General features: G+C 69.0%; 20 protein-coding genes. 13 read left to right on the forward strand and 7 right to left on the reverse strand.

Annotation, left to right across the window (positions count from 1 at the left end):
* Positions 1-11: 11 nt before the first annotated feature.
* From AC04MD_RS17320 to AC04MD_RS17340, 5 genes are read left to right on the forward strand one after another with little or no spacing between them, the layout of a single operon-like run.
* Positions 12-623 (forward strand): class I SAM-dependent methyltransferase, encoded by a 612-nt coding sequence (locus AC04MD_RS17320; protein WP_475498503.1) that lies wholly within the window; start codon positions 12-14, stop codon positions 621-623.
* Positions 616-1,791, forward strand: coding sequence for a glycosyltransferase (locus AC04MD_RS17325; protein ID WP_475498504.1), 1,176 nt, complete (start codon positions 616-618; stop codon positions 1,789-1,791). Before AC04MD_RS17320 ends, AC04MD_RS17325 begins: the two co-directional genes overlap by 8 nt.
* Positions 1,792-1,818: 27 nt before the next feature.
* Positions 1,819-3,879 (forward strand): NAD-dependent epimerase/dehydratase family protein, encoded by a 2,061-nt coding sequence (locus AC04MD_RS17330; protein ID WP_475498505.1) that lies wholly within the window; start codon positions 1,819-1,821, stop codon positions 3,877-3,879.
* Positions 3,863-5,002 carry a GNAT family N-acetyltransferase gene (locus AC04MD_RS17335; RefSeq protein WP_475498506.1) on the forward strand — a complete coding sequence of 380 codons (1,140 nt, stop codon included), beginning with the start codon at positions 3,863-3,865 and terminating at the stop codon, positions 5,000-5,002. The genes AC04MD_RS17330 and AC04MD_RS17335 overlap by 17 nt, the downstream gene beginning before the upstream one ends.
* Positions 4,999-6,096 carry a GNAT family N-acetyltransferase gene (locus tag AC04MD_RS17340; protein ID WP_475498507.1) on the forward strand — a complete coding sequence of 366 codons (1,098 nt, stop codon included), beginning with the start codon at positions 4,999-5,001 and terminating at the stop codon, positions 6,094-6,096. Before AC04MD_RS17335 ends, AC04MD_RS17340 begins: the two co-directional genes overlap by 4 nt.
* 15 nt (positions 6,097-6,111) lie before the next feature.
* Here AC04MD_RS17340 and AC04MD_RS17345 read toward each other — a convergent pair whose 3' ends face one another.
* The 3 genes from AC04MD_RS17345 to AC04MD_RS17355 are packed head-to-tail and all read right to left on the reverse strand — an operon-like array spanning position 6,112 to position 9,303.
* Positions 6,112-6,741 carry a hypothetical protein gene (locus tag AC04MD_RS17345; protein ID WP_475498508.1) on the reverse strand — a complete coding sequence of 210 codons (630 nt, stop codon included), beginning with the start codon at positions 6,739-6,741 and terminating at the stop codon, positions 6,112-6,114.
* Positions 6,738-8,225, reverse strand: coding sequence for an oligosaccharide flippase family protein (locus tag AC04MD_RS17350; RefSeq protein WP_475498509.1), 1,488 nt, complete (start codon positions 8,223-8,225; stop codon positions 6,738-6,740). Before AC04MD_RS17350 ends, AC04MD_RS17345 begins: the two co-directional genes overlap by 4 nt.
* Positions 8,226-8,271: 46 nt before the next feature.
* The gene (locus AC04MD_RS17355) at positions 8,272-9,303 is read right to left on the reverse strand and encodes an acyltransferase family protein (protein ID WP_475498510.1); all 1,032 of its coding nucleotides are present in this window, start codon (positions 9,301-9,303) and stop codon (positions 8,272-8,274) included.
* A gap of 95 nt (positions 9,304-9,398) precedes the next feature.
* Here AC04MD_RS17355 and AC04MD_RS17360 point away from each other — a divergent pair, with 95 nt between their 5' ends.
* The 3 genes from AC04MD_RS17360 to AC04MD_RS17370 are packed head-to-tail and all read left to right on the forward strand — an operon-like array spanning position 9,399 to position 13,570.
* A complete protein-coding gene (locus AC04MD_RS17360; RefSeq protein ID WP_475498511.1) occupies positions 9,399-10,586 on the forward strand; it encodes a glycosyltransferase in 1,188 nt (395 codons plus the stop codon).
* 28 nt (positions 10,587-10,614) lie between these two features.
* Complete coding sequence (asnB, locus tag AC04MD_RS17365; RefSeq protein ID WP_475498512.1) at positions 10,615-12,597, forward strand: asparagine synthase (glutamine-hydrolyzing); 1,983 nt, start codon at positions 10,615-10,617, stop codon at positions 12,595-12,597.
* 34 nt (positions 12,598-12,631) lie between these two features.
* A complete protein-coding gene (locus AC04MD_RS17370) occupies positions 12,632-13,570 on the forward strand; it encodes a methyltransferase domain-containing protein (RefSeq protein ID WP_475498513.1) in 939 nt (312 codons plus the stop codon).
* Between the two features lie 9 nt (positions 13,571-13,579).
* Here AC04MD_RS17370 and AC04MD_RS17375 read toward each other — a convergent pair whose 3' ends face one another.
* Positions 13,580-14,779, reverse strand: coding sequence for a PQQ-dependent sugar dehydrogenase (locus tag AC04MD_RS17375; RefSeq protein WP_475498514.1), 1,200 nt, complete (start codon positions 14,777-14,779; stop codon positions 13,580-13,582).
* A gap of 141 nt (positions 14,780-14,920) precedes the next feature.
* Between AC04MD_RS17375 and AC04MD_RS17380 the strand changes: the two genes are divergently transcribed.
* The 4 genes from AC04MD_RS17380 to AC04MD_RS17395 are packed head-to-tail and all read left to right on the forward strand — an operon-like array spanning position 14,921 to position 18,731.
* Positions 14,921-15,169, forward strand: coding sequence for an acyl carrier protein (locus AC04MD_RS17380; RefSeq protein ID WP_475498515.1), 249 nt, complete (start codon positions 14,921-14,923; stop codon positions 15,167-15,169).
* Positions 15,170-15,189: 20 nt separating this feature from the next.
* A complete protein-coding gene (locus AC04MD_RS17385; RefSeq protein WP_475498516.1) occupies positions 15,190-16,695 on the forward strand; it encodes a class I adenylate-forming enzyme family protein in 1,506 nt (501 codons plus the stop codon).
* The gene (gene nadE, locus AC04MD_RS17390) at positions 16,692-17,672 is read left to right on the forward strand and encodes an NAD(+) synthase (RefSeq protein ID WP_475498517.1); all 981 of its coding nucleotides are present in this window, start codon (positions 16,692-16,694) and stop codon (positions 17,670-17,672) included. The genes AC04MD_RS17385 and nadE overlap by 4 nt, the downstream gene beginning before the upstream one ends.
* Before the next feature lie 3 nt (positions 17,673-17,675).
* On the forward strand, positions 17,676-18,731 hold the full coding sequence (locus AC04MD_RS17395) for a GNAT family N-acetyltransferase (RefSeq protein ID WP_475498518.1): 1,056 nt from the start codon (positions 17,676-17,678) through the stop codon (positions 18,729-18,731).
* Between the two features lie 11 nt (positions 18,732-18,742).
* Here the strand turns inward: AC04MD_RS17395 and AC04MD_RS17400 are convergent, their stop codons facing one another.
* Positions 18,743-19,762, reverse strand: a complete 1,020-nt coding sequence (locus AC04MD_RS17400) for a polysaccharide deacetylase family protein (protein WP_475498519.1) — start codon at positions 19,760-19,762, stop codon at positions 18,743-18,745.
* A gap of 22 nt (positions 19,763-19,784) precedes the next feature.
* Here AC04MD_RS17400 and AC04MD_RS17405 point away from each other — a divergent pair, with 22 nt between their 5' ends.
* Complete coding sequence (locus AC04MD_RS17405; protein ID WP_475498520.1) at positions 19,785-20,675, forward strand: glycosyltransferase; 891 nt, start codon at positions 19,785-19,787, stop codon at positions 20,673-20,675.
* Positions 20,676-20,703: 28 nt separating this feature from the next.
* Here the strand turns inward: AC04MD_RS17405 and AC04MD_RS17410 are convergent, their stop codons facing one another.
* Together AC04MD_RS17410 and AC04MD_RS17415 are read right to left on the reverse strand one after the other, a co-directional pair.
* Positions 20,704-22,101 (reverse strand): TIGR03013 family XrtA/PEP-CTERM system glycosyltransferase, encoded by a 1,398-nt coding sequence (locus tag AC04MD_RS17410; protein WP_475498521.1) that lies wholly within the window; start codon positions 22,099-22,101, stop codon positions 20,704-20,706.
* Between the two features lie 225 nt (positions 22,102-22,326).
* Positions 22,327-23,898 (reverse strand): right-handed parallel beta-helix repeat-containing protein, encoded by a 1,572-nt coding sequence (locus AC04MD_RS17415; RefSeq protein ID WP_475498522.1) that lies wholly within the window; start codon positions 23,896-23,898, stop codon positions 22,327-22,329.
* Between the last annotated feature and the right edge of the window lie 216 nt (positions 23,899-24,114).

Here is a 24,114-nt window from a genome sequence, read left to right on the forward strand (position 1 = left end):
GGGGCACGGACATGTGGAACGACACGGCCAAGCTGCTGAAGAAGGCACGGCGGCGCCTGTGGATGAAGTACGCGCTGCGCGGCGTCGGCGGCAACGACAACCACGAACGCCTGGAGCTCGCCTACCGCGTCGAGGATCCGTGGAACATGGATTCGGCGATGGAGCGCTCGCGTTTCGAGGCGACCAACCGGGTCATCGAACAGGCCTTCGGTCGCGTCGGCTCGGTCCTGGAGATCGGCTGCGGCGAGGGACACCAGACGGCGCACCTGGCGCGCCTGAGCGACGAGCAGTACGGCCTCGACGTGAGCCCCGCGGCGATCGAGCGCGCGCGCCTGCGGCTGCCGCAGGCCCACTTCGCCGCGGCCGACCTGTTCCAGCAACCCTGGGGCGACGAGCGGCACCGCTTCGACCTGGTCACCGCCTGCGAGGTGCTCTATTACCTGAGCGACCCCGCCGCCACCGTCGCTCGCATGCGCCATCTGGGGCGCAACGGCCTGGTGACGTTCTTCGCACCGGCCTGCGGTCGCGTCGGTCCCCATGTGGAGGCCATCCCCGGCGTGCAGAAGACCTGGATCCACCATGGCGGCACCGCCTGGCTGATCGCCTGGTGGCGCGATGAGTGATCCGTCCGGCGTCCTGCAGGGGCGAGGCGTGGTCTATTTCGGCAACGACTGGAACGCGGAGAACCGCACCAGCAGCCACCACGTCGCCACGCGGCTGGCGAAGCACGTGCCTGTGCTCTACGTAGACTCGCCCGGCATGCGCGCGCCGACCACCTCGGGACGCGACCTCAAGCGCGCATGGCGCAAACTCGCCGCCGCGCTCAAGCCGCCGGTGCGGGTGCGCGAAGGCCTGTGGCACTGCACCGTGCCGCAACTGCCGTTCCGCCGCATTCCCGGCGTCGACGCGTTCAACCGGGTATTCAGCCGCTGGGCCGTGCGCCGTGCGCTGCGCAAGGCCGGCATCGCCCGCTACCTGTCGTGGTTCGTCGTGCCCCACCCCGGCTTCCTCGCGCATCGCCTGGGCGAGGACTTCTGCGTGTACTACTGCATCGACGACTACGCCGCCCATCCCGGCGTGGATGCGGAACTGATCGGCCGGCGCGACGAAGCGCTCAGCCGCGAGGCCGACCAGCTGTTCGTCGCCCCGCCGGCGCTGCTGCCGCTCAAGCAGGCGATGAACGCCACCACCACGTACGCGCCCCATGGCGTGGACCTGGACCTGTTCCTGACCGCGCGCGCGCCGGAGACTCCAATCGCCGACGGCGCTCGCGGACTGCCCGCGCCGGTGATCGGTTACATCGGCTCGCTGCACGAGTGGATCGATATCGAACTGATCGCCTGGCTGGCGCAACAGCGACCGCAGTGGAACTTCCTGCTGGTCGGCCATGCCGCTGCCGACGTGTCGGCGCTGCGGGCGCTGCCCAACGTGCGGCTGGCCGGGCCGCAGCCCTACCCGACCCTGCCGCAATGGGCCAAGGCCTTCGACGCCGCCATCATCCCGTACCGGATGAACCGCCAGGTCACCAACGCCAATCCGCTGAAGCTGCGCGAATACCTGGCCACCGGCAAGCCGGTGGTGAGCACCTACAACCCCGAAATCGCCAAGTTCTCGCAATGGGTGCGCATCGCGGAGGACCGCGAGGGCTTCCTCGCCGCCCTCGAGCAGGCGCTGGCCGACGACAGCGAACAGGCCGCCGACGCGCGCGTCGCCGCGGTCGCCGCGCAGACCTGGGACCGCCGCGTCGAGGACGTGCTGGCCACGGTCACGCGCGCGCTGGGCACCCGATGACTACCATTCCATGACGATCCCCACTCCATGACCGTACCCGCTTCCACCCGGCTCCGCGTCGCCATCGTCGGCGCCGGCTACGTCGCCACGCACCATCTCGCCGCGCTGTCGCAACTCGATTTCGTCGACGTGGTCGGCATCTGCGACCCGCAGCTCGCCGCCGCGCAGGCGCTGGCCGACCGTTTCAGGATCGCGCGCGTGGCCAGCCAGCTGGACGAACTCGCCGACCTGCAGCCGCAGGCCGTCTACGTGCTGACGCCGCCGGCCTTCCACGCCGCCATCGCGCTGCGCGCGATGGAGATGGGCTGCCACGTGCTGGTGGAAAAGCCGATGGCCGACACCGTCGAAGACTGCGAGGCGATGATCGCGGCGGCCCGGTCGCGCAAGCTGCAACTCGGCGTCAACCATTCCGACCTGTTCGATCCGGTGCTGATGCAGGCCGTGCAGGCCGTGCGCGACGGCCGCATCGGCGATGTCGTCTCGGTGGAGATCGTGCGCAACTCCGAGTATCCGCCGTATGCCGGCGGCCCACTGCCGGGCTCGGTCACCCAGGGCTCGTATCCGTTCCGCGACCTCGGCGTGCATGGCCTGTACACGATCGAAGCCTTCCTCGGCCCGGTGCAGGACCTGCGGGTGGACTGCCAGGCGCGCGGCACCGACCCCAACCTGCATTTCGACGAGTGGCAGGCGCATGCCGTGGCACGCGACGGCGTCGGCCGCCTGCTGCTGTCGTGGAATGCGCGCCCGATGGAGAACCGCGTGTTCGTGCGCGGCACGCGCGGCACGATCGAGGTCGACCGCTTCCTGCAGACCTGCCGCATCCACGGTGTGCTGCCGGGGCCGAAGTTCATCGGCATCATGCTCAATTCGTTCTTCAGCGCGATCAAGGACGTATTCCGGATCCCGTGGAACGTGGTGCGCTTCGCCACCGGCATGCTCAAGCCCTCGCCCGGCATCCGCCGCGGCGCGGTGGAGTTCGCCCGTGCCGCGCGCGACAACGCCGCGCCGCCGTTCACCGGCGAGGATGCGCTGCGCATCGCGCAACTGCTGGAACCGGTCTGCGCGGCGCCCGACGCCGCCCGGCTGGCGTTGCTGGAATCGCGTTACACCGAGCTGCCGCCGGCCGACGTGCTGGTCACCGGCGCGGCCGGCTTCCTTGGCAAACGGGTGGTGGCGCGGTTGCGCGAACAGGGCAAGACCGTGCGCGTGCTGGTGCGCCGCCCCGTCGCCGCCTACACGCAGGACGCCGGCGTGCAGACCGTCGTCGGCGACCTCGGCGATCCGCGCATCGTGCGCCATGCGGTCGCCGGCGTGCCGCTGGTCTACCACGTCGGCGCCGCCATGCGCGGAGGTCCGCGCGATTTCGAGGCGGGCACCGTCTGGGGCACGCGCAACATCATCGACGCCTGCCTCGCCGCTGCCATCACGCGACTGGTCTACGTCAGTTCGATGAGCGTGTTCGACCATGCCGGCCGCGACACCAATGCGGTGATGACCGAGGCCTCGCCGCTGGAACCGCATCCCGAATGGCGCGGCGCCTATACGCAGACCAAGCTGTCGGCTGAACGTATGGTGCTGGACGCGGTCGCGCAGCGCGGACTGCCGGCGATCATCGTGCGCCCGGGGCAGATCTTCGGTCCCGGTGCGGAGAAAGTCACGCCGAACGGCGTCATCGCCCTCGCCGGACGCTGGGTCGCCGTCGGCGACGGCGCGCAGGCGCTGCCACTGGTGTACGTGGACGACGTGGTGGACGCGCTGGTCTGCGCCGCCGAGGCACCGACGCCGACGCAGCCGCTGTTCAATGTGGTGGACACCTCGCACATCACCCAGGCCGACTACCTGGTTCGCTGCAAGCGCAAGCTCGGCGACGAGGTGAAGGTCGTGCGCGTGCCGCGCTGGGTGTTCATGCTGCTCGGCTTCGGTGTCGAGCAGTTAGGCAAGGTCCTGCGCCGCGACGTGCCACTGACGCGCTACCGCGTGCGCTCGCTGCGTCCGCTGGCGAACTTCGACACCACGGCCGCGCGCACCGAGCTCGGCTGGACGCCGCGCGCCGGCGTCGAGAGGGGACTGGATGCGACGTTCGGCTGAGGATGTCGCCGATCCGGTCCTGGAGGTCAGGGTCGAGCCACTGCCGTCGCTCGCCGAGGTCGAACGGCAGTGGCGCGAGCTGGAGGCACGCAGCACCGCCAGCTTCTTCCTCAGCTGGATGTGGATCGGCACCTGGCTGCGCACCCTGTGCCCGCTGCCGCGCGCACGCCTGCTGTCGGTGCGCGCCGGCGGCGAACTCGTCGCGCTCGGCATCGTGGTCGAGCAGCGCCGCCTGTTCGCACTGGGGCTCAAGCATGTGCGCCTGCACCAGGTCGGCGAGCGCGTGGCCGACAGCATCACCGTCGAATTCAACGGCCTGCTGACGCTGGCCGGCCTCGAGCACGATGCCCTGGCCGCCTGCGTGGCGCATTTCGAGGCGCGCGAGCGCGCGTGGCTGACGCTTTACCTGCCCGGCATCGACATGGATGCGATCCCGCTGGAGCGCCTGCGTTCGCCACGCCTGCGCCTGAGCCTGTCCAGCCGGCCGACGCCGTACGTCGATCTCGCCAGCCTGCGCAGCGGCGACCAGGACTATGTCAGCACCGTACCGGGCGGCAGCACCCGTGCGCGCCTGCGCCGCACCGCGCGCAAGCTGGCGGACCAGCATGGCGCGCTGGCCTGCAGCATCGCGCGGACCCGCGAGGAGAAGCTCGCGTTCTTCGACGACCTGGTACGCCTGCACCAGGCCCACTGGAACGAGGACACCGGCGAACACGGCGCGTTCGGCGATGGGCGCATCCTCGCGTTCCATCGCGAACTGATCGCGTGTTCCGGCGACCGCGATGGCGTGCACCTGATGCGGCTGCAGGCGGGCGACCATACGGTCGGCTACACCTACCACCTGGTCTGGCGCGGCACGGCCTGCTTCTACCAGGCGGGCATCGACTACCGTCGCGTCGGCCAGTCGGGCAGCCCGGGATTGCTGCTGCTCGCCACGGCGATCAACGAGTTCCTCGGCAACGGCCTGGACCGCTATGAGTTGATGGCCGGCAACGTGGAATACAAGCGATCGCTGGCGATGGCCGAAGGACGCATGGCCTGGTTGTCGGTGGATCGCGTCGGCTGGCGTGCGCGCATCGTCGACCTCTATCGCCGCCGTCGTGGCCAGGAGGTCCTGCCGTGAGCACGGTGCGCACACGCCTGCGCGCCCTCGACGACCTGACGGATGCCGATCTTTCGGCCTGGGACGGCCTGGCGCACGCCTCGGAAACGTCCGTGCCCTTCCTGCTGCCCGGCTACGTGCAGGCCGCCGCACGCTGGCTGACGCCGGACGAGCCGCCCGTCGTGCTGACGGTGGAACGCGGTGGCGAGTGGCTGGCGATGACCTGCCTGCAGCGCCGCGCGCCCAACCTGTTCGTGCCGGCGCCGCACTGGCGGGCGTACCGCCATCTGCACGCGTTCCAGTCCGGCGTGCTGCATCGCGAAGGCGAGGCCGGCACCGTCGCCGGCGCCATCGCGCAGTCGATGCGCAGCGGCAGCTGGCGGGAACGTGCGATCGCCTGGCACAACGTCGCTGCCGACGGCGCACTGTGGGCCGCGTTGCGCGACAGCGAGGGCATTTCCTGGTCGCAGACCGGACTCTCGCGACGCCCGGTGTTGCGCCGTCTGCCAGGCGATCCGTCCGCCGCCGCACGCGTACGCGCGCCGGTGGCGAAGGACCTGCGACGCCGCCTGCGTCGCCTGCAGGAACGCGGCGAGACCAGCCTGCGCATCCTGGAAGGCGCGGACGCGGACGCCGACGCCGCGCAGCGCCATCTCGCGCTGGAGCATGCAGGCTGGAAAGGCGAACAAGGCAGCTCGATGCTGGCCTCGGACGCGCAGCGTGCGTTCTTCCTCGACGCGGTCGCGCGCCTGTCGGCACGCGGCCAGATGGTGTTCGTCGAAACCCTGTGCGATGGCCACGTGGTGGCGTCCAACAGCAATCTGCTGTGCGGCAAGGGGCTGAGCGGCTTCAAGACGGGCTGGGATCCGGACTACGCGACGGTCAGTCCCGGCAAACTCAACGAGTGGCACCTGCTGCAGGCCCTCGATGCGCGCTGGCCCGGCCTCGCTCTGTTCGACAGCCAGGCGCACGAAGATTCCTACATGGGCGACCTGCTGCCGGACCGGCAGCCGATGGTCTCCGGGATCCTGCATGCGGGTGCGCTGCATCGCGGCCTGCTGGCCGCCGCGCGCCCCTTGCGTCCGCTCGCCTACCGCCGGGGGCACGACGACTGACGCCGTCGCGGAGCATCACGCGATCTGCGCGCGATGCCAGGCGATCTCGTCCGCGGACATCCGCAGGCGCGGTTGCAGCGGCCTGAGCGCGGACGGCGCGGGCAAGCCGTCCGGCGGCAGGCTGCGCCAGAAAAAACCTTCGCCGATCCGCAGGCTGCGCACCAGTGCGAAGCGCTGGAAGCCCATTGCATGGTGCGCACGCAGCGACGGCCGGTTGGACACGCTGACGTCGGAAAAATACTCCATCGGCGTGGACTCCACCGTCATCCCCTGACCCATCATCGCGACCAGCAGGCGGCGTCCGCGACGCTTCGGCGCGACGAAGGCATCGCGCAGCCACACCTGCGATTCCGTCAGTGGCAGCTGCCAGGCCAGTTCGTCCATGTAGCGCGGCACGCCGTGCAGCGCCCAGAACCATGCGACCAGTTCCTGGCCCTCGCGGATCCCGAAGCAGCGCATGCCGTGCCGGTAGCGCGTGAGCATGCGGTCGGGCTTGCCGGACATGCCGTTGGCCCGGTAGGCCGCGATCAGGTAGTCCAGGTCCGCCTCGCGCAGTTCAAGGAACTCCTGGTCTTCCGACAACGACATCGTGCACTGCTTCGCCGCAGGACGCCTAAGCAAGGCGATCGCATCGAACTGAATCATGGCGTGCTCTCCCCTTGTCGCACCCGATCTCCGACCTGCCGCCGACGCGACATTCCGATTCCCGCCAGCGCATCCCCGACCAGGCTGCGTCCGACGCCCCACAGCGCACCACCATACACAACCACGCCGACCAGCACCTCACCCGGCAGCAACCAGCCGATCGCCAGCCGTTCCTGCATGAGCCATCGCCACGCCAGCACGCCCAGCACCATCAGCACGCAGGCGGACGCGATGCGCAGCCATGGCCCGGCCAGTCCTTGCAGGCGCAGGCCGTCCGCGCGGCAGGCGCGCACGGTGAGGATCCACTGCACCAGCGCCGCGATACCGATGGCCAGCGACGCCATCACCACGCCACCCTTCGACAGCAGCCACAACGACAACACCAGCGTGGCCATCGTCGCCACCTCGATCCACATCAGCCATTGATTGCGCGCATGCGCGGCCAGGAAGGACGACAGGATGAAGCTCCCCGGCCCCGGCAGTGACGCGATCGCCAGCACGCTGAGCAGCGGCGCCACCTGCGACCAGGTCGGCGGCAGCATCGCGGCCACCAGCGTCGGCGCACATACCGCCAGTCCGGCCGACATCGGGAACAGCAGCATCGCCGCGAACGTCAGCGCGCGCACCATCAGGCGCGGCCGGTCTTCCGCCGCGGCGCGCGTCACCGCGGGCACCATCACCGTGCCGATATGCCCGCCCACGTAGACGGCCGGCAACTGCGCCAGGTTGAACGCCAGCCCGTAGCTGCCTGCGTCGTGCGCGCCGACCAAGCGCAGCATCAGCGGCTTGTCCCAGTAGCGCGCGCCTTCGCTGAGCACGATCTCGCCGGTGACCGGCGCGCCGAAGCGCAGGATGTCGCGCACGCGCGCCGCGCCGACGCGCACGGGCTTCAGCCACAGGCGCCAGTCGACGGCGGTGATGGTCGCGCCCGCGATCACGCACGACTGCGCGATGAAGCCCAGGATCATCGCCTGCCCGCCCAGGTCCGTGGTGCTGACGAGGGTCACCGCCACGATGGCGTAGGCCACGTCGCCGAGCGCGGTCCCCAGCGCGATGCGTCCGAAGCGCAGGTCGCGCGCCAGCAGCTTGTCGGGCATCGCGCCGAGCCGGCGGATGCCGATCCCCAGCAATGCGCCTGGCAGGTATTCGGCGACGCTCGGCGCCTGCACCCACGCGGCCAGCGTGGGCGTGGCCCACCACAGCACGGCGATCATCACCAGTCCCGCGGACAGGTAGACCATGCTCGCCGCGAAGACCGCCTCGCGGCCTTCGCCTCCGCGCACGACGACGTACTGGCCGCAGCCCCAGGCGGCGATCCAGTTGCCGGTCAGCGCGATGACCGTGGCCACGGTGACTTCGGCGACGATGTCCGGGGTCAGGTGCCGTGCGATCAGCAGGGTGCCGATCAGGCCTACGGCCCGGCCGAGAAGGCCGGCGACGATGCTGAGGGCGGCCCCCGAGAGTATCTTGCGATGATCGTTCAAACGGGCGTCCCTTGCCGGTGCGCGTCTCCAGTACGTGGATGATCGCTCACGTCGGCTCCAGGCGCATCGCGTGCCGGCGCCAGCCGCTGCGTATCCAGCGCATCGCGGGCTGCTCGACCCCGTGGCGGATGCCGACCGCGAGCAACAGCGATATCGACGCCGCCACCGCACAGGCCAGCAGCGGCGGCACGCCGCGGTGCTCCAACTGGTGGATCACCACGAAGCCGATCGCCTGGTGGACCAGGTACAGCGCATAGGAAATGCCGCCTAGGAACGCGAGCGCGCGCGTCTTGAGGAAGCCCAGCTTGCCGCGGACGAACAGGCCGAAGACCGCGCAGCAGGCCAGCGCCACCGGCAGGAACACCGGACGCTCGCCGACCGCGATGGCCGCCAGTGCCAGCACCACCATGGCCAGGTTGAGGCGCCACTCTTCCGGATAACGATGCATGCGGTAGAACAGGATGCCCAGCGCGAAGAACGGGATGAAGCGCAGGATCATCAGTTCGCGCACCCAGTAGGAGAAATGCCAATGATGCTTCTCGCACAGCCCCTCGACCGTCGCGAGCAGCAGCCAGCCGCCGATGACCCAATGGATGCGCTTGAGCTGTCCCATGGCGAACCAGAACAGCATCTGCGCATAGAAGAACAGTTCGATCTGCAGCGTCCAGTAGGAGCCGTCGAGATGCTCGGCGCCGAGGATTTCCTGCACCATCGTGACGTTGAGCAGCCATTGCTCGGCCGGCAAGCGCTGCACCGGCAGCCCGGCGACGAGGATGACGAGGCTGGTCAGCAGTAGGGCCGCCCAGTAACCGGGAAACAGACGGGAGAATCGCGACACCATGAAGTCCGCCGCGGTCCGCGTGCGCTCCAGCGTCATGAAGATCACGAAGCCGCTGATCAGGAAGAACAGGTACACGCCGTAACGGCCCAGTCCCAGGTCCGCCGGCGCGCCGCCCACATGGCCGATCTGCTCCTGATAACGCGTTGTGAAGTGGTAACCCAGCACGGCGACGGCGGCGATGCCGCGCAGGGCGTCCAGTTCCACCATCCGCGAGGGCGTAGACGTTTCGTGACCCACCCTGTTCCCCTGCATCTGCACGACTCGGTTCCTACAACGTCAACCCCGCCGTGCTGCGGACAGCAGGGCACCCTCCGGACACCCACGCCTCCCGCATGCGCATCCTGATCGTCACCTCCCAGTTTCCGATCGCCGGGGAACCCAACCGCGGGCGTCCCGTCTACCAGACCGTCCGCGAGCTCTCGCGGCTGGCCGAGGTCAAGGTGATCAGCCCGGTCGCCACCTACCCGCGCTGGGCGCAGCCGCGCAGCTACCTGTACCGCGCCGCCGAAGACGCGCAGGTCGCGCCGGGCTGCGATGTCGCCTACGTGCGCTACCCCGCGCTGCCCGCGGTCAGCCGCCCGTTCAACGGCTACCTGTGCGCACGCGCGCTCGCCGCGCCGCTGCGCGCGTTCGCGCCCGACGTGGTGCTGGCCTACTGGCTGTATCCGGACGGGCACGGCGCGATGCGCGCGGCACGCGCGGCCGGCATCCCCTTCCTCGCCGGCGCGCGCGGCTCCGACCTGCGCGTGCGCGACGCAGTCAGCCGGCGGCTGACCCAGCCGGTGGTCCGCGCTGCGCGTCGCCTGCTGGTGGTCAGCGAGGACCTCGGTCGTGTCGCCGTGGACGGCTATGGCGCGGATCCGCAACGCATCCGTGCGATCCCCAACGGCTGCGATGCCAGCCTGTTCCATCCCGGCGATCGTCACGTGGCCCGCGAAACCCTGGGACTGCAGCAGGACGCCGAGATCGTGCTGTACGTCGGCCGGCTGGTGCCCGAGAAAGGCCTGCGTGAACTGCTGCACGCGACCCGCCGGCTGGCGAAGGAACGGCCGCAGGCCCGTGTGGTGATGGTCGGCGATGGACCGATGCAGGCCGAGCTCGCGGCGGCGATGGCGGCCGAACCCGGACTGCCGCTGCAGCTCGCCGGCGCACAGGCGCCGGCCGAGGTGGCGCGCTGGATGGTCGCCGCCGACCTGGTGACGTTGCCGAGCTACTCGGAAGGCCATCCCAACGTGCTCGTCGAAGCGCTCGCCTGCGGCAGGCCCGTGGTGGCCACGCCGGTGGGCGGCATTCCCGAGGTCGTGGACGCCGCCAGCGGCCTGCTGGTGCAGGCGCGCGATGCGGATGCGCTTGCGGAAGGCCTGGTCGCGGCACTGTCCCGCTCCTGGGATGAGGCGGCGCTGGCGACGCGCTTCTCGCGCGACTGGCAGCAGGTCGCCCGCGAAACACGCGCCGCCTGCGAAGAAGCCGTCGCCGAAACCCACGCCGGCCGGGCGCTGTGCGCGACCAGCACGGCCTGACACCACACGGACAGGGGACGCCTTACACATGTGCGGAATCGCCGGATTGATGGGGCCCGACGTCACCTCGACCGCGGCGCAGGCGCAGCTGGAGCAGATGATCCGGCCGCTGGCGCATCGCGGCCCGGACGGGTTCGGCTTCCATGCTGCGCCCTGCATCGGCCTGGCGCACGCGCGCCTGTCGATCATCGATCTGTCTACCGGCGACCAGCCCATCCACAACCCGCGCCGAACGGTGTGGACCGTCTTCAACGGCGAGATCTTCAACTTCGTCGAACTGCGGGCGACGCTGGAAGCCCAGGGGCACCAGTTCTACACACAGTCGGACACCGAAGTGATCGTGCACCTGTACGACCGCTATGGCGAGGACTTCGTCCAGCACCTCAACGGGCAGTTCGCCATCGCGCTGTGGGACAGCGAGCGCCAGCGCCTGGTGCTGGCGCGCGACCGCGCCGGCATCCGCCCGCTGTACTACACGCGCCAGCGCGGCCGCCTGTGGTTCGCCTCGGAAGTGAAGTCGCTGCTGGCCGTGCTGCCCGAATGCGCGCACCTGGAAACGCAGTCGCTGCTGCAGACGCTGACCTTCTGGGCACCGGTGGATCCGGAAACGCTGTACCAGGGCGTGCAGAGCCTGCCGCCCGGCCACGTGCTGGCGATCGAACGCGATGGCCGCCAGCACCTGCGCCGCTACTGGGACTGGAGCTTCCCGGATGCGCAGGACACGTCGCCGTCGCGCTATCCGCAGACGGTGGAACAGGCGACGGCGGAACTGCGCGAACTGCTGGTCGACGCCGTGCGCCTGCAGTTGCGCGCCGACGTGCCGGTGGGCGCCTACCTCAGCGGCGGCCTCGACTCGTCCGGCATCGTCGCCCTGATCCGCGGCTTCACCGACACGCCGGTGCGCACGTTCTCGGTGGCCTTCGACGACGGTGAGTTCGACGAAAGCGAGTACCAGCAGGCGATGGTGCGGCACCTCGGCACCGAGCACACCACGCTCACCTGCACGCGCCGCGACATCGGCGAGGCGTTCCCGCGCCTGATCCGCCATACGGAGACCCCGGTGCTGCGCACCGCGCCGGTCCCGCTGATGCTGCTGGCCGGCAGCGTGCGCCGGCACGGCTACAAGGTGGTGCTGACCGGTGAGGGCGCCGACGAGGTATTCGGCGGCTACGACCTGTTCAAGGAAGCCAAGATCCGCCGCTTCTGGGCCCGCCAGCCCGATTCGAAGCTGCGCCCGCGCCTGCTGGAAAAACTCTACGGCTACCTGCAGAACTCGCCGGTCAGCACTCCGGCGTTCGCGCAGTCGTTCTTCGGCCAGGGCATGGAGCACCTGCACCGTCCGATCTTCGCGCACGTGCCGCGCTGGACGACGTCGCAGCGCGCCCTCGCCTTCCTGTCGCCGGAACTGCGCGCCAGCGCCGCCGGCTGGGATCCGCTGGACGCGTACGAGCGCACGCTGCCACCCGACATGGCGCGCTGGAACGACCTGGCGAAGGACCAGTACGTGGAAGCGAAGTCGCTGCTGGCCGGCTACCTGCTGTCGTCGCAGGGCGACCGCGTGGCGATGGCGAACTCGATCGAGGGCCGTTTCCCCTACCTGGACCATCGCGTCATCGAGTTCGCCAACCGCCTGCCGCCCAGCTTCAAGATCCGCGGCATGACCGAGAAGTACCTGCTGCGCCGGGCGCTGGCCGACCTGCTGCCCGCCGACATCGCACAACGGACCAAGCAGCCCTACCGCGCGCCGGACAGCCAGAGCTTCTTCTTCGACGGCAAACCGCTGGATTACGTGGCGGACCTACTGTCGCCGGAGGCCATCCGCGAGGCGGGCTATTTCGATCCCGCCCCGGTATCGCGGCTGGTGGAAAAATGCAGGCAGGGCCGCGCGACCGGCTTCGCCGACAACCAGGCTTTCATGGGCGTGCTCTCCACGATGCTGGTGCACCGCCAGACCACGGAAGCGCGGCTGTCGGCCACGGATGCGGTACAACCTTCCGGCGCGATCGCCTAAGGCGCGCAGGCGGACCATTCGAGGGAATCAAGGCATGGATTGGCGGGTCAAGGGCATCATCCAGAAGGTTCTCGGCACGCTGCCGGGCGGGCATACGCTGCATTTCCACCTGCAGCGCCGCTTCGGCGGACTGCGCGATTTCGACGGCGAGCTCGCCAGCAAGGTGGACGACTGGGAAATCATGGTCGGCCACCTGCGCGATGCCGGCATCGCGTTGCCCGGCATCCGCTGCTTCGAGATCGGCACCGGCTGGTACCCGACCTTCCCGTTCGCCTGCTACCTGGCGGGCGCGGCGCGCGTGACCACATACGACCTCAATCCGCATTTGCGCAGGGACCTGACGATGCGCTGCGCGGAGGTACTCGGCACCTTCCTCGACCGCATCGCCACCGGCGCCGGCATACCGCTGGGCGAGGTCGAACAGCGGCACCGCCGCCTGCTCGACGCCCTGCGCGCGAACGCGGACCTGGAGGCCGCCAGCGATGGCGTGATCCGCTACCACGCGCCCGCCGACGCCACCCGCAGCGGACTGCCGGACGGCGACGTCGACGTGGTGTTCTCCAACAGCGTGCTGGAACACGTGCCGCCGGACGTGATCGACGCGATGTACGCCGAGTCCATGCGCGTGCTGTCGCCGCGTGGCGTGATGTTCCACTCGGTCAACTGCGGCGACCACTACGCCTACGTCGACCGCAACGTCCACCAGCTGAACTACCTGCGCTATTCCGATGCCGAGTGGCTGCGCTGGAACAACGCCTTCCTCTACCAGAACCGCCTGCGCGCGCACTGGTTCGTCGACGGTGCCCGCCGGCACGGCTTCGACATCGATCTCGACACCCGCACCACGCGACCGGAGCGGATGAAGCAACTCGCCGCCATGCCCGTGCATCCGCAGTTCGCGCACGTTCCCGCCGAACAGCTGTGCATCACCAGCGTGGACTTCATCGCACGCAAGCCGGCCACCGCCGGCTGACGCGCGACGCTACGGGGCAGCCGCCGGCGGCGTCGCCGGCGCGATCTTCAGCAGCTTGCCGTCGGGCGCGGGCGCGTCGACGAGCACGTACAGCGCGCCGTCCGGTCCCTGGCGTACGTCGCGGATCCGCTGGTTGCGATCGCCCAGCAAGCGCTCTTCGTGGACGACGCGATCGCCGTCCAGCTCCAGCCGGATCAGCGCCTTGGACGCCAGCGCGCCGAGGAACAGATTGCCCTTCCAGCCGGGCAACGCATCACCGGTGTAGAACGCCATGCCGCTGAGGCCGGGCGATACTTTCCAGACGTGGTGCGGCGGCTCCATGCCAGGCGCCGCCGAGCCCGTCGAGCCGGGCACCGGCCGGCCGCTGTAGTCGACGCCATGGGTGATGACCGGCCAGCCGTAGTTGAGGCCGGCCTTCGGCAGGTTGAGCTCGTCGCCGCCCATGGGGCCGTGCTCGGTCGCCCACAGCTGCCGCGTCACCGGGTGCAGCGCGGCGCCCTGCACGTTGCGGTGGCCGTATGACCAGATCTCCCCGCGCGCGCCTGCCTTCGACACGAAGGGATTGTCGGCGGGCACGCTGCCGTCCGGGCGGATGCGCACGATCTTGCCGGACAGCTTGTCGAGTTCCTGCGCGGTCGCCGCGCCGACGCGATTGTCGCCGTGGGTGACGAACAGGTTGCCCGCATCGTCGAACACCAGCCGCGCGCCGACGTGGGTGCCGTGGGAGAGCTTGGGTTCCTGCCGGTACACCACCGTCGCGTCGACCAGCGCATCGCCGCTCAACTTGCCGCGCACCACCGCCGTGCCCGCCTTGTTGCCGCGGAAATTCGGCTCGGCGAAGGCGAGGTAGACCCACCCATCCTGCGCATAGCCGGGCGACAGCGCGACATCGAGCAGTCCGGCCTGGCCGTCGACGAAGATGTCCGGCAACCCGCTGATCGGCGCCGATACGCTGCCGTCGGCGGCGATCCGGCGCAGGCGGCCCGGGCGCTCGGTGACCAGCATGCCGCCGCCGGGCAGGAAGGCCAGCGACCAGGGATGGTCCAGCCCGGCGACCTGCTCGGATACGTTGAAGTCCTGCTTCTCCGACGTCTGCGCGCTCTGCACCGGATCCTGCACGGAGCGCGGGGGCGCCGCCGGCGCGGCAACGGGATCGGCCTGGCGGCACGCCGCCAACGCAAGCACCAACAGCCACAGGGAAGCGCGCATCGTGGACGCCTGTCGTTCCGGGAAGTGCGCGCGATGGTAGCACCGCCGGATTGGCCGCCCATGCCCCCCGCCGCATGGCCGGTGAAGCGCGGAACCGTCGTTCATATAGGCAGCAACGGAACAGGAAATGCCGGGGAACCCATGCCGCAGAAGCAACAGATCAAGACCTTCATCCTGCAGAACTTCCTCTTCTCGGATGATCCGTCCGCCGTGGGCGATCAGGATTCGCTGATCCAGGGCGGCATCATCGATTCCACGGGAATCCACGAACTGGTGTTCTTCCTGGAGGACGAGTTCAAGCTGCAGATCGCGGCGGAGGAAATGACGCCCGCCAATTTCGATTCCATCCAGACCGTCGACGCGTTCGTCTCGCGCAAGCTGGCCGGTTGACCGTCCGCGCGTCCCAGGCCATGGAGCGTCTCGCCACCCGCGTCGCCCGCATCGCTCGCACTACGCCGCAGCGGATCGCACTCATCGATGGCGAACGCAACATCGACTACGCCACGTTCTGGCAACAGGCCTCCGGCTTCGCACACCATCTGCACCACGCAGGCGTGCGGCCCGGCGATCGCGTCGCGCTTGTGTTGCCCAACCGGATCGAAGCCGCGGTCGCGCTGTACGGCATCTGGCTTGCCGGCGGTGTCGCCGCGCCGCTGAACGCGCAGGCGCGCTCCCGCGATTTCCTGCCCTGGCTGCGCCACGCCGGCGCGCGCCTCGTTGTGCATGAAGCCGGCCACCGCGACATGGAGCAGACGCTGGCGCAGTGGAACGACGGCACTGCGCCCTCGGCGATCGTGCTCGATGGCGTCGCCGGCCTGCCGATGGCCGACGGCAGCTCAGACTGGCCGGAGATCGAGGCCGACGACACCCTTGCGCAGTTGCTCTATACCTCCGGCACGACGGGCGAGCCCAAGGGCGTGATGCTGAGCCACGCCAACCTGTCCGCGAACACGTCCGCGGTCATCGCCTATCTCGAACTCACGCAGGAGGACGTGATCGTCAGCGTGCTGCCGTTCTATTACGCCTACGGCGCGTCGGTCCTGCACACGCACCTGGCGTGCGGCGCCCGCATCGTGCTCGGCCCGGGCATGGTGTTTCCCATCCAGGTGCTCGATGCGCTGCAGCAGCATCGCGCGACCGGGTTTTCCGGCGTGCCGTCGACCTACGTCCTGCTCATGGACATGCTGGAACGCGGTGGCCACGAGCTGTCTTCGCTGCGCTACCTGACCCAGGCGGGCGGCGCCATGCCGCCGGCCGTCGCGGATCGCGTGCATGGCCTGCTGCCGGACGCACGCCTGTTCCTGATGTACGGCCAGACCGAGGCGACGTCGCGCATCAGCTGGCTGCCCCCGGAACGGCGGGCCGACAAGCGCGGCTCGGTCGGCATTCCTGTGCAGGAGACCCGCTGGGCCATCTTCCGGGAGGACGGCCGTCCCGCGCCGACCGGTGAGGAAGGCGAGGTCTGCGTGCAGGGACCCGGCATCATGCTGGGCTACTGGAACAACGCGGAGGCCACCGCGGCGATCCTGCGCGACGGCTGGCTGCGCACCGGCGACCTTGGCCACGTGGACGAGGAAGGCTATCTCTTCCTGCAGGGCCGCCGCAGCGACATGATCAAGACCGGCGCGCACCGCGTGCATCCCACCGACGTGGAAGAAGTCATCGCTGAGCTGCCCGGTATCCGCGAAGTCGCGGTGGTCGGCATCGACGACGCGACACTCGGCCAGGTCATCAAAGCCTACGTGGTGGCGGACGGACTGCCGCCACGCGCCGAAGACCGCATCAAGGCGCATTGCCGCGCGCGCCTGGCCGCCTACAAGATCCCCCGGCACATCACCTTCGTCGACACCCTGCCGCGCACTGCGTCCGGCAAGGTCCGACGCGTCCAACTGACGGAGCAGACCGCAACCTCATGAGCCAGCTCGACCACCACGTCCTCGATATCGACTACACCGCCGAAGCCGACAAGATCGCGGCGCGCCTGCGCGAGATCACCGCGCGCCAGCTGCACAAGCGCGGCCTGGTCGTCGCCATCTCGGGCGGCATCGACAGCTCCGTCAGCGCCGCGCTCGCGGTGCGTGCGCTCGGACCGGAACGCGTGTTCACGCTGATCCTGCCGGAGCAGGATTCATCGGACGACAGCGCCGTGCGTGCGCACATCCTGGCCGAGCATCTCGGCGTGCGTACCGAAACCGTCGACATCGCCCCCGCGCTGGCCGCGATCGGCTGCTACCGCGCGCGCGATGAAGCCGTGCGCAACACGTTGCCCGAGTACGGCGACGGCTGGAAGTTCAAGATCGTCATCGATGGCGGCACCGAAGGCCGCATCAACCGGTTCCGCCTGGTGGCGCAATCGCCGGACGGCGTGCTGCACGAGCGCGACCTGGCGCTGGCCGACTACCTGACCATCGTCGCGGCGACCAACTTCAAGCAGCGCATCCGCAAGACGCTGGAATACTTCCACGCCGACCGCCTCAACTACGGCGTGGTCGGCACGCCGAACCGGGTGGAGTACGACCAGGGCTTCTTCGTCAAGAACGGCGACGGCTCGGCCGACGTCAAGCCGATCGCGCACCTCTACAAGTCGCAGGTCTACGGCATGGCGCGCCATCTGGGTCTGCCGGAGCGCGTCTGCGCGGCGATCCCGACCACCGACACCTACAGCCTGAGCCAGGGCCAGGACGAGTTCTACTTCGCCCTTCCCTACCAGCAGATGGACCTCGCGTTGTGGGCGCTCAACCACGGGCGCCCCGCCCAGGATCTCGCGACCGCCTTGGGCATCACGGCCGCGCAGGCCCAGGCCGTCTACGACGACATCCGCAACAAGCGCCGCACGACCCAGTACCTGCATATGCCCCCGGTCCTGGCGGGCGACGTGCCGGAGCTGGACTGATCGATGAACGCCGTTCCCGCCACGCCGCAATACCTCGTTGAGGCTGGCCTGCCCTCGCGCGACCGCGAGGCGGTGCTGGGGCTGTGGCGCGGCAACCTGGGCCAGGACGCGCGGATGACCACGAAGTTCGAGTGGTTCTATCTGCGCTGCCCGTACGGCGAGCCCCTGCTGCAGTTGCTGCACGATGTCGCCGGAGGCAGCCACGCGGGAACCGCCTCGGCCGGCAGGCGCCGGCTCACCTGGCAGGGCCGCGACCTGCGTGCGGGCGTGCTGGTGGACCTGGCCGTGCTGCCGCAGCACCGCTCGCTGGGTCCTGCCTTGATGCTGCAGCAGGGCCTGATCGGTGCAGCCGCCGAAGCCCTCGACGTGCTGTACGGATTCCCGAATCCGAAAGCCGCGCCGGTCTTCAAGCGGATCGGCTACACGCAGCCTGCGCACCTGGTGCGCTACGCGCGCGTGCTGCGCCATACCTCGTACCTGCGCAGCCGGCTGCCCGGCTGGCTAGCGCCCGTCGCCGGCGTGGTCGCCGATCTGGCCGTCGCCGGACGCGATGCCTGGACACGCCTGCGCGGGCCCGCGCTCAGATCCGCCTGGGCCGATCGCGCCGACGACCGCATCGATGCGGTCTGGGCCGGCTCGCCCAAGGGCGACGACGTGATGGCGGTGCGCGACGTCGGCCAGCTTCGCTGGCGCTTCGACGAATCGCCGCTGGCGACGACCCGCTATCTGCTGGTCAAGCGGGCGCGTGATCGCGCGCTGCAGGCCTGGTTCGCCGTGCAACGCACCGACGGCACCCTGCATGTGCGCGATTTCTGGTCGGTCGACGGCGTGGACGGCATGGCGGCGGTGCACGTGGCCGAGCTGCTGCACGCGGCACGCGCGGCGGGATGCGTGTCGGTCTCCGTCGAGATGTGCGCATCGGACGCGCAACGGCGCGGCTGGTCCTCGCTGCATTTCGCCGAACGCGGCCGGCGGCCGGTGTTCCTGCGCTGGAGTTCGCCGGATGAAGCCGCCGCCAGCGCCCCGCTCTTCCTGACGTCAGCGGACGAAGACGAATAGCGACGCCCGGTTTACGCGAGGCGCCGGCTCGGCTTACGGAACAGATACAGCGCCAGCCAATCGTCGCGGAAACGCCCCTGGCGATCGACGACGGCATCGGTCTCGAAACCGGTGCGGCCCAGCAACCAGCTGACATCCTTGTCCGTGGGATTCAGCACCGGCACGCTGGTGAACATCAGCTCGTAACCGGCTTCGCGCGCGCGGTGCGCGATCGCGTCGTCGAACGATCCGTGCGGAAACGACATCGAGACCGCGCCCGGCCCGGCTTCGCCCAGTTGCTGCGCCAGCGATGCGCGCGCGCCAACAAGTTCGGCATCGATATCGGGGGCCAGCCTCATCGGTGTATGCGTCTTGCCGTGCAGGCCGAGCGCAACGCCCCCCGCTTCCAACCTGCGCAGCTCGTCGACCGTGACCATATGGCGAAGACCGTCGTCGAGCTTCGCCATGAACGGCGCCAGCACGCGCTCGCGGGCCGTCGCATCCAGCGCTTCCATTCGCGCGATGACGGCGCGCAATCCGTTGATCGACTCGTCGAACGTGGACGCGGCAGGATCATCGACGGAAAGCGCTGTTGCGAGATCGGCCACGCGTACCGCACCGCGCCGCCACGCCGCGATCAGGCGCTCCTGGAAGAACGGCTGGCGCGTTCCCACCGCATCGGCCACCACGAACAGCAGGGCCGGCAGGCCCGCGCGCTGCAGCGCAGGCAATGCGTAGTCCGCGTTGTCGGCCCAGCCGTCGTCGAACGTGATCAGCAACGCGCGCGGCGGCAGTGCCTTGCCGGTCCTGCGCAACGCCAGCACCTGATCGAGCGACACCACGTTATAGTGCTTGCGGAAGAATGCCAGAGACTGCTCCAGCCATGACGTGGCCAGCGTGTAGTCGGGGTCGCAGGTCTTCCAGCGCGGGTCTTCCGGGCTCAGGGTACGATGGAACATCACCACCGTCAGGCTGTTCGCATTGCGCAGCCGATGATAGAGACCGAGCAGTCCGCTCGCGTACAACAGCTTTTTGGAGACATCCTTAAGCATGGCGCCCGATATCGAAGTTTCAGTGATCATACCGACTTACAACCGTCGGGACCTGTTGCCGCGGGCCATCGACTCGGTGCTCGCGCAGACGCATCCGGTCGACGAGATCGTCGTGATCGACGACGGTTCCACCGACGGCACCGGCGACATGCTCCAGCAGCGCTACGGCGACCGCGTCCGCCATGTGTGGCAGGCGAACGCCGGCGTCTCCGCAGCCCGCAACCATGGCATGCGGCTCGCGCGTGGCCGCTATCTCGCCCTGCTCGACAGCGATGACACGTGGCTGCCCGCGAAGACCGCACTGCAGCTGGCCTTCTTCGAAGCGCACCCCGACTTCGGCATGGTCCTCTGCGACGTTGAACGCGTCGATGGCGAGTACCGGCATATCGACGTGTTCCGCCGCCGCGACGTCATCCGCGAAGACGGCTGGGCGCTGCGCTGGCTGATCCACAATCCCGCGCTCGTGCCCGCCTCGGCCATGCTGCGCCGGCAGGTGGTGGAGCAGATAGGCGGGTTCGACGAAGCGCTGCGCACCGCCGAAGACCTCGAGTTCCACCTGCGCGTCGCCAGGCACTGGAAGATCGGCGTGGTGGAGCAGCCGCTCGTGCGCGCGATGCGCGGCCACGAAGGACTCTCGGCAGCGGACAGCACCTATACGGACTACGTGCGCGTCGTCGAGAAGGCGGTGGCCGACGCGCGCGGCACGCTGGACGACGGGGAACTGGATGCCGCGCTCGCCGGCACCTACCTGCGCAATGCGCGCGGCATGCTCATCCGCCGCGAGTGGAAGGCAGGCGCGACGCTCGCGATGCGCGCGTGGCGTCTCTCGCGTGATCCTGCGCAGCGCCGCGAAATCGCCGGGCTGCTGGTGTTCGGCACCAAGCGTTTCCTGCGCGGCCTGGTCCCGGGCTGACCACGCCACCTTCCGCACGCAGGCCCGCTCAGCGCGCGCCACGGCCGAACAGCACCACTTCCACGGTCTGCAGCAGGATCATCAGGTCGAACACCAGACCGTGGTTCTTGACGTAGAAGAGATCGAACTTGAGCTTCTCTTCCGCGTCGCGCACCGAGGCGCCATACGGGTAGCGCAACTGCGCCCAGCCCGTGAGCCCCGGCTTGACGCTGTGGCGGACCCCGTAATAGCGCACCTCGTCGTTGAGCATGTCGACGAACTGCGGGCGCTCCGGGCGCGGCCCCACGAAACTCATGTCGCCGCGCAACACCGCGATCAGCTGCGGCAACTCGTCCAGGCGCGTCTTGCGGATGAAACGGCCGACCCGCGTGCTGCGGTCGTCGTCCTTGCTCGCCCAGACCGCGACACCGCCCTTCTCCGCATCCGTGCGCATGCTGCGGAACTTGGTCAGGGTGAAGTGGCGTCCGCGCTCGCCGACGCGCGTCTGGCTGTAGAAGACCGGCCCGCCGGATTCCAGCCAGACCGCAACCCCGACCACGATCATCAGCGGCCAACTGACCAGCAGCAGCGCGCCGGCCGCGAGCAGGTCGAAGAAGCGTTTGCTCAGGCGACGCGGCGTGGAATAGTCGAACCCACCGGAGAACACCAGCCAGGACGGATCCACCGTGTGGAGCTGGACCATGCCGGCTTCGCGTTCGAAGAAGCTGGACAGGTCGACCACCGAAATGCCCTGCTGCACGCAATGCAGCATCTGTTCCATCGGCAGGCCACCGCGGCGCTCGTCGGGCGCGATCACCAGTTCATCGATCATGAGCCGCTCGGTCGTCTCGTGCAGACCTTCTTCGCCGACCTGCACCAACAGATCCTCCCTTACCAGTACCGGCTGGCCCGGCACGGGAACGAATCCCACCACGGTGAACGTGCGGCGATCGGAGCGGCGACGCATGCAGGAATTGATGAGGTCCGCGTTGCGGCCTGCGCCGAGGATCAGCACGCGCTGCTTCAGCACGTCGGAATGGAACACCTGCACCCAGGCCACGCGTACCAGCACGATCCCCGCCAGCCCGATGCCCAGCGAAATCGCCAGCACACCGCGCCCCAGATAGGTTTGCGGCACCATGTAGTAGAAGACCACCAGGGCGATGCCGCCGAAGGCGAAGGAGAGGGCGAGGCGCAGGACGAAGTCCATGCGCGTGTGGCGGACATGGGTCTGGTACAGGCCGAACGCCGTCATCGCACCGGTGATGGACAACGCTACCAGTGCCGCGCGCCACGGTGTCTGCTCCAGGAACTGGACCTGGTACTCCAGGTCGTTGTGGAAACGGATCCACGCCGCCGCCATCACGGCGACGAACAGCACGACCACTTCCGCCAGCCACAGGAACCGGATGACCCGGTCCTTGCGGCTCTTGTGCGTTGCCTTCATCAACGTCCCCCCTTGCTGGCCCGGCCCGGACACCGTCCGGCAGGTCGCTCTGCGCATAGTCCCGGCGCTTGGCGATGCCCCCTCCCGGGACGACCGCCGCGCTACGGCACCCTCGAATTTCCGACACATCCTGTTCAACGCGACTTCCCGTCGGTGCCGGACACACGGGCACGAAAAAGGCCGCCCCTGAGGACGGCCTGATGCGGATCGACGCGACGCGGGGCGTCAGCGCCTGACGAAGCCCCGACGATAGCGGGCGGCCGGCGCCTGCCGCCAGCGCGGACGTTCGCGGACTGCGGGCCGTACGGCCGAGACAGGCGCGACCACCGCCGGCTGCGAAGCGGTCACCGGTGCAGCGGTACCGGCAGGGCGCGACGGGATCAGCGGCTGCGAGCCATTCACCCGGATCGGGTCCGACACCGTGTCGATGTCGAACTGCTCGAACGCACCGATGTCGATACGGTTCTCCAGCAGCAGCCGGGTATGCGCATCGCCGGGCGCCAGCTTGGCCCGCAACGGCGGATCGAAGGCGGGCAGCACCTGCGGCGTCGGGAATGGGAACGCTGTCGGCGTCGCCGGCGTGTTGTTGCCGGCGTTCAACAGCGGACTACCCGTCCGCGGGCGGAAGTTGCGCTGCGCCAGGTCGGTGAACATCGGATCGGTGCCTCGCACCGTGCCGGTCCACTCGGACGGCACCATCGCCGCAGCGCTCTGCACCCAGTTGTTGGAACCGGCGACCAAACGGCCACCGGACCAGGGCTCACGGCTTTGCGGACCACAATACGGCACGTCCACGTTGCTCGCCGGGTTCTCGCGGACGATGCTGGGCGCGCTGCCTGCCGCAGGCTGGTAGACCACGTTGTTATGCATTTCCAGCGAACCCTGGCCCAGCTGGACCAGCACGGCATTCGCAGTACCGGAGCGGTCCAGCAGGATGGTGTTGTTCACCAGTCGCGTGCGGCCTTGGTTGCGGCCATTGAGGTCGCCACCGATGCGCAGGGCATTGCCGGATCGGCTGGTCGATCGATGGATGATGACGTTACCCACCAGTTCGGCGTCCTCGCGACGCAGGTCGGCGGTCCAGCCCGCCTTCTGCGTTTCGCAGTCCGGGCCGATCAGCTCCACCTCATGCAGGTCCGAGCCCTCGATCCAGTTGTAGTGGATCTCGGCCCGCTGGTGACGTACGCGGACAAGCACGCCGCCGGTGGCACTGTGCACGTAGTTGTAGCGCATGCGGAAGACGGTGTCGGGATAGGCGACCTCGTCCGACTGCATGTAGATGGCATGCCGACGATCACCCTGGCCCGAGCGGGCGATCTCGCTGTATTCCAGCGTAAAGGATCCGGAATTCTGGTCTGCCCCGAGGATGCCGTGCGACGGGCAGTCGTGCACGTAGGCATCGCGGACGGTGACGTTGTGCGCTTCGCTGAAGACGCATGTGCTGGTACCGCCCGTCACTTCAAAGCCTTCGAACACGACGTGGTTCGACTGCTGGAACTTGATCGTGTGCGTGCCACCCGACAGGATGGGGCGGGTCACGCCGGCGACCCGGCGCCAGCGGATCGTGACCGGACTCGCCTGGGTGCCGCTGTCGTCATCGCCCACGACGATGTTGCCGGCGTAGCTTGCGTTGCCGTCCACTTCGACGATATCGCCTGGGGCCAGGTTGACGCTGTTGAAGAACGTGGTGAGCTGCGTGTATTGGCGCCCCGGCCCGACATTGTAGGTGGCCGCCGCCGCACTCAAAGGCACGGCCATCAGCAGCCCAAGCCCCAGCAAGGGTTTTGAGAAATGCATCAAATCGACTCCCGCGAAGTCTCGCGTTCTGGTTTCCCCCTGCTTGGCCATTTTCCCGGCCAGGGCGTGAACAGCCTGCTAATCCACGCCGCGAATGGCCAGTGCAGATGAGACGCCTGGCCCACTTCCGACATCCGACACGTCATCCAATGACGCAAGTGATGGCATGTTTCGGCCGCATGGTGTCGTCCATGGATAAATCTTTCCACCAAGTTA

This window comes from Pseudoxanthomonas sp. LjRoot206, assembly GCF_056175725.1.

Bases quoted from the DNA above. Each gene is read 5' to 3' on its own strand.
- AC04MD_RS17415 (WP_475498522.1), bottom strand. From the start codon at position 23,898: ATGCATTTCTCAAAACCCTTGCTGGGGCTTGGGCTGCTGATGGCCGTG.
- AC04MD_RS17320 (WP_475498503.1), top strand. From the start codon at position 12: ATGTGGAACGACACGGCCAAGCTGCTGAAGAAGGCACGGCGGCGCCTG.
- AC04MD_RS17380 (WP_475498515.1), top strand. From the start codon at position 14,921: ATGCCGCAGAAGCAACAGATCAAGACCTTCATCCTGCAGAACTTCCTC.
- nadE (WP_475498517.1), top strand. From the start codon at position 16,692: ATGAGCCAGCTCGACCACCACGTCCTCGATATCGACTACACCGCCGAA.
- AC04MD_RS17325 (WP_475498504.1), top strand. From the start codon at position 616: ATGAGTGATCCGTCCGGCGTCCTGCAGGGGCGAGGCGTGGTCTATTTC.
- AC04MD_RS17385 (WP_475498516.1), top strand. From the start codon at position 15,190: ATGGAGCGTCTCGCCACCCGCGTCGCCCGCATCGCTCGCACTACGCCG.
- AC04MD_RS17345 (WP_475498508.1), bottom strand. From the start codon at position 6,741: ATGATTCAGTTCGATGCGATCGCCTTGCTTAGGCGTCCTGCGGCGAAG.
- AC04MD_RS17370 (WP_475498513.1), top strand. From the start codon at position 12,632: ATGGATTGGCGGGTCAAGGGCATCATCCAGAAGGTTCTCGGCACGCTG.
- AC04MD_RS17410 (WP_475498521.1), bottom strand. From the start codon at position 22,101: ATGAAGGCAACGCACAAGAGCCGCAAGGACCGGGTCATCCGGTTCCTG.
- AC04MD_RS17400 (WP_475498519.1), bottom strand. From the start codon at position 19,762: ATGCTTAAGGATGTCTCCAAAAAGCTGTTGTACGCGAGCGGACTGCTC.
- AC04MD_RS17360 (WP_475498511.1), top strand. From the start codon at position 9,399: ATGCGCATCCTGATCGTCACCTCCCAGTTTCCGATCGCCGGGGAACCC.
- asnB (WP_475498512.1), top strand. From the start codon at position 10,615: ATGTGCGGAATCGCCGGATTGATGGGGCCCGACGTCACCTCGACCGCG.
- AC04MD_RS17335 (WP_475498506.1), top strand. From the start codon at position 3,863: ATGCGACGTTCGGCTGAGGATGTCGCCGATCCGGTCCTGGAGGTCAGG.
- AC04MD_RS17375 (WP_475498514.1), bottom strand. From the start codon at position 14,779: ATGCGCGCTTCCCTGTGGCTGTTGGTGCTTGCGTTGGCGGCGTGCCGC.
- AC04MD_RS17395 (WP_475498518.1), top strand. From the start codon at position 17,676: ATGAACGCCGTTCCCGCCACGCCGCAATACCTCGTTGAGGCTGGCCTG.
- AC04MD_RS17330 (WP_475498505.1), top strand. From the start codon at position 1,819: ATGACCGTACCCGCTTCCACCCGGCTCCGCGTCGCCATCGTCGGCGCC.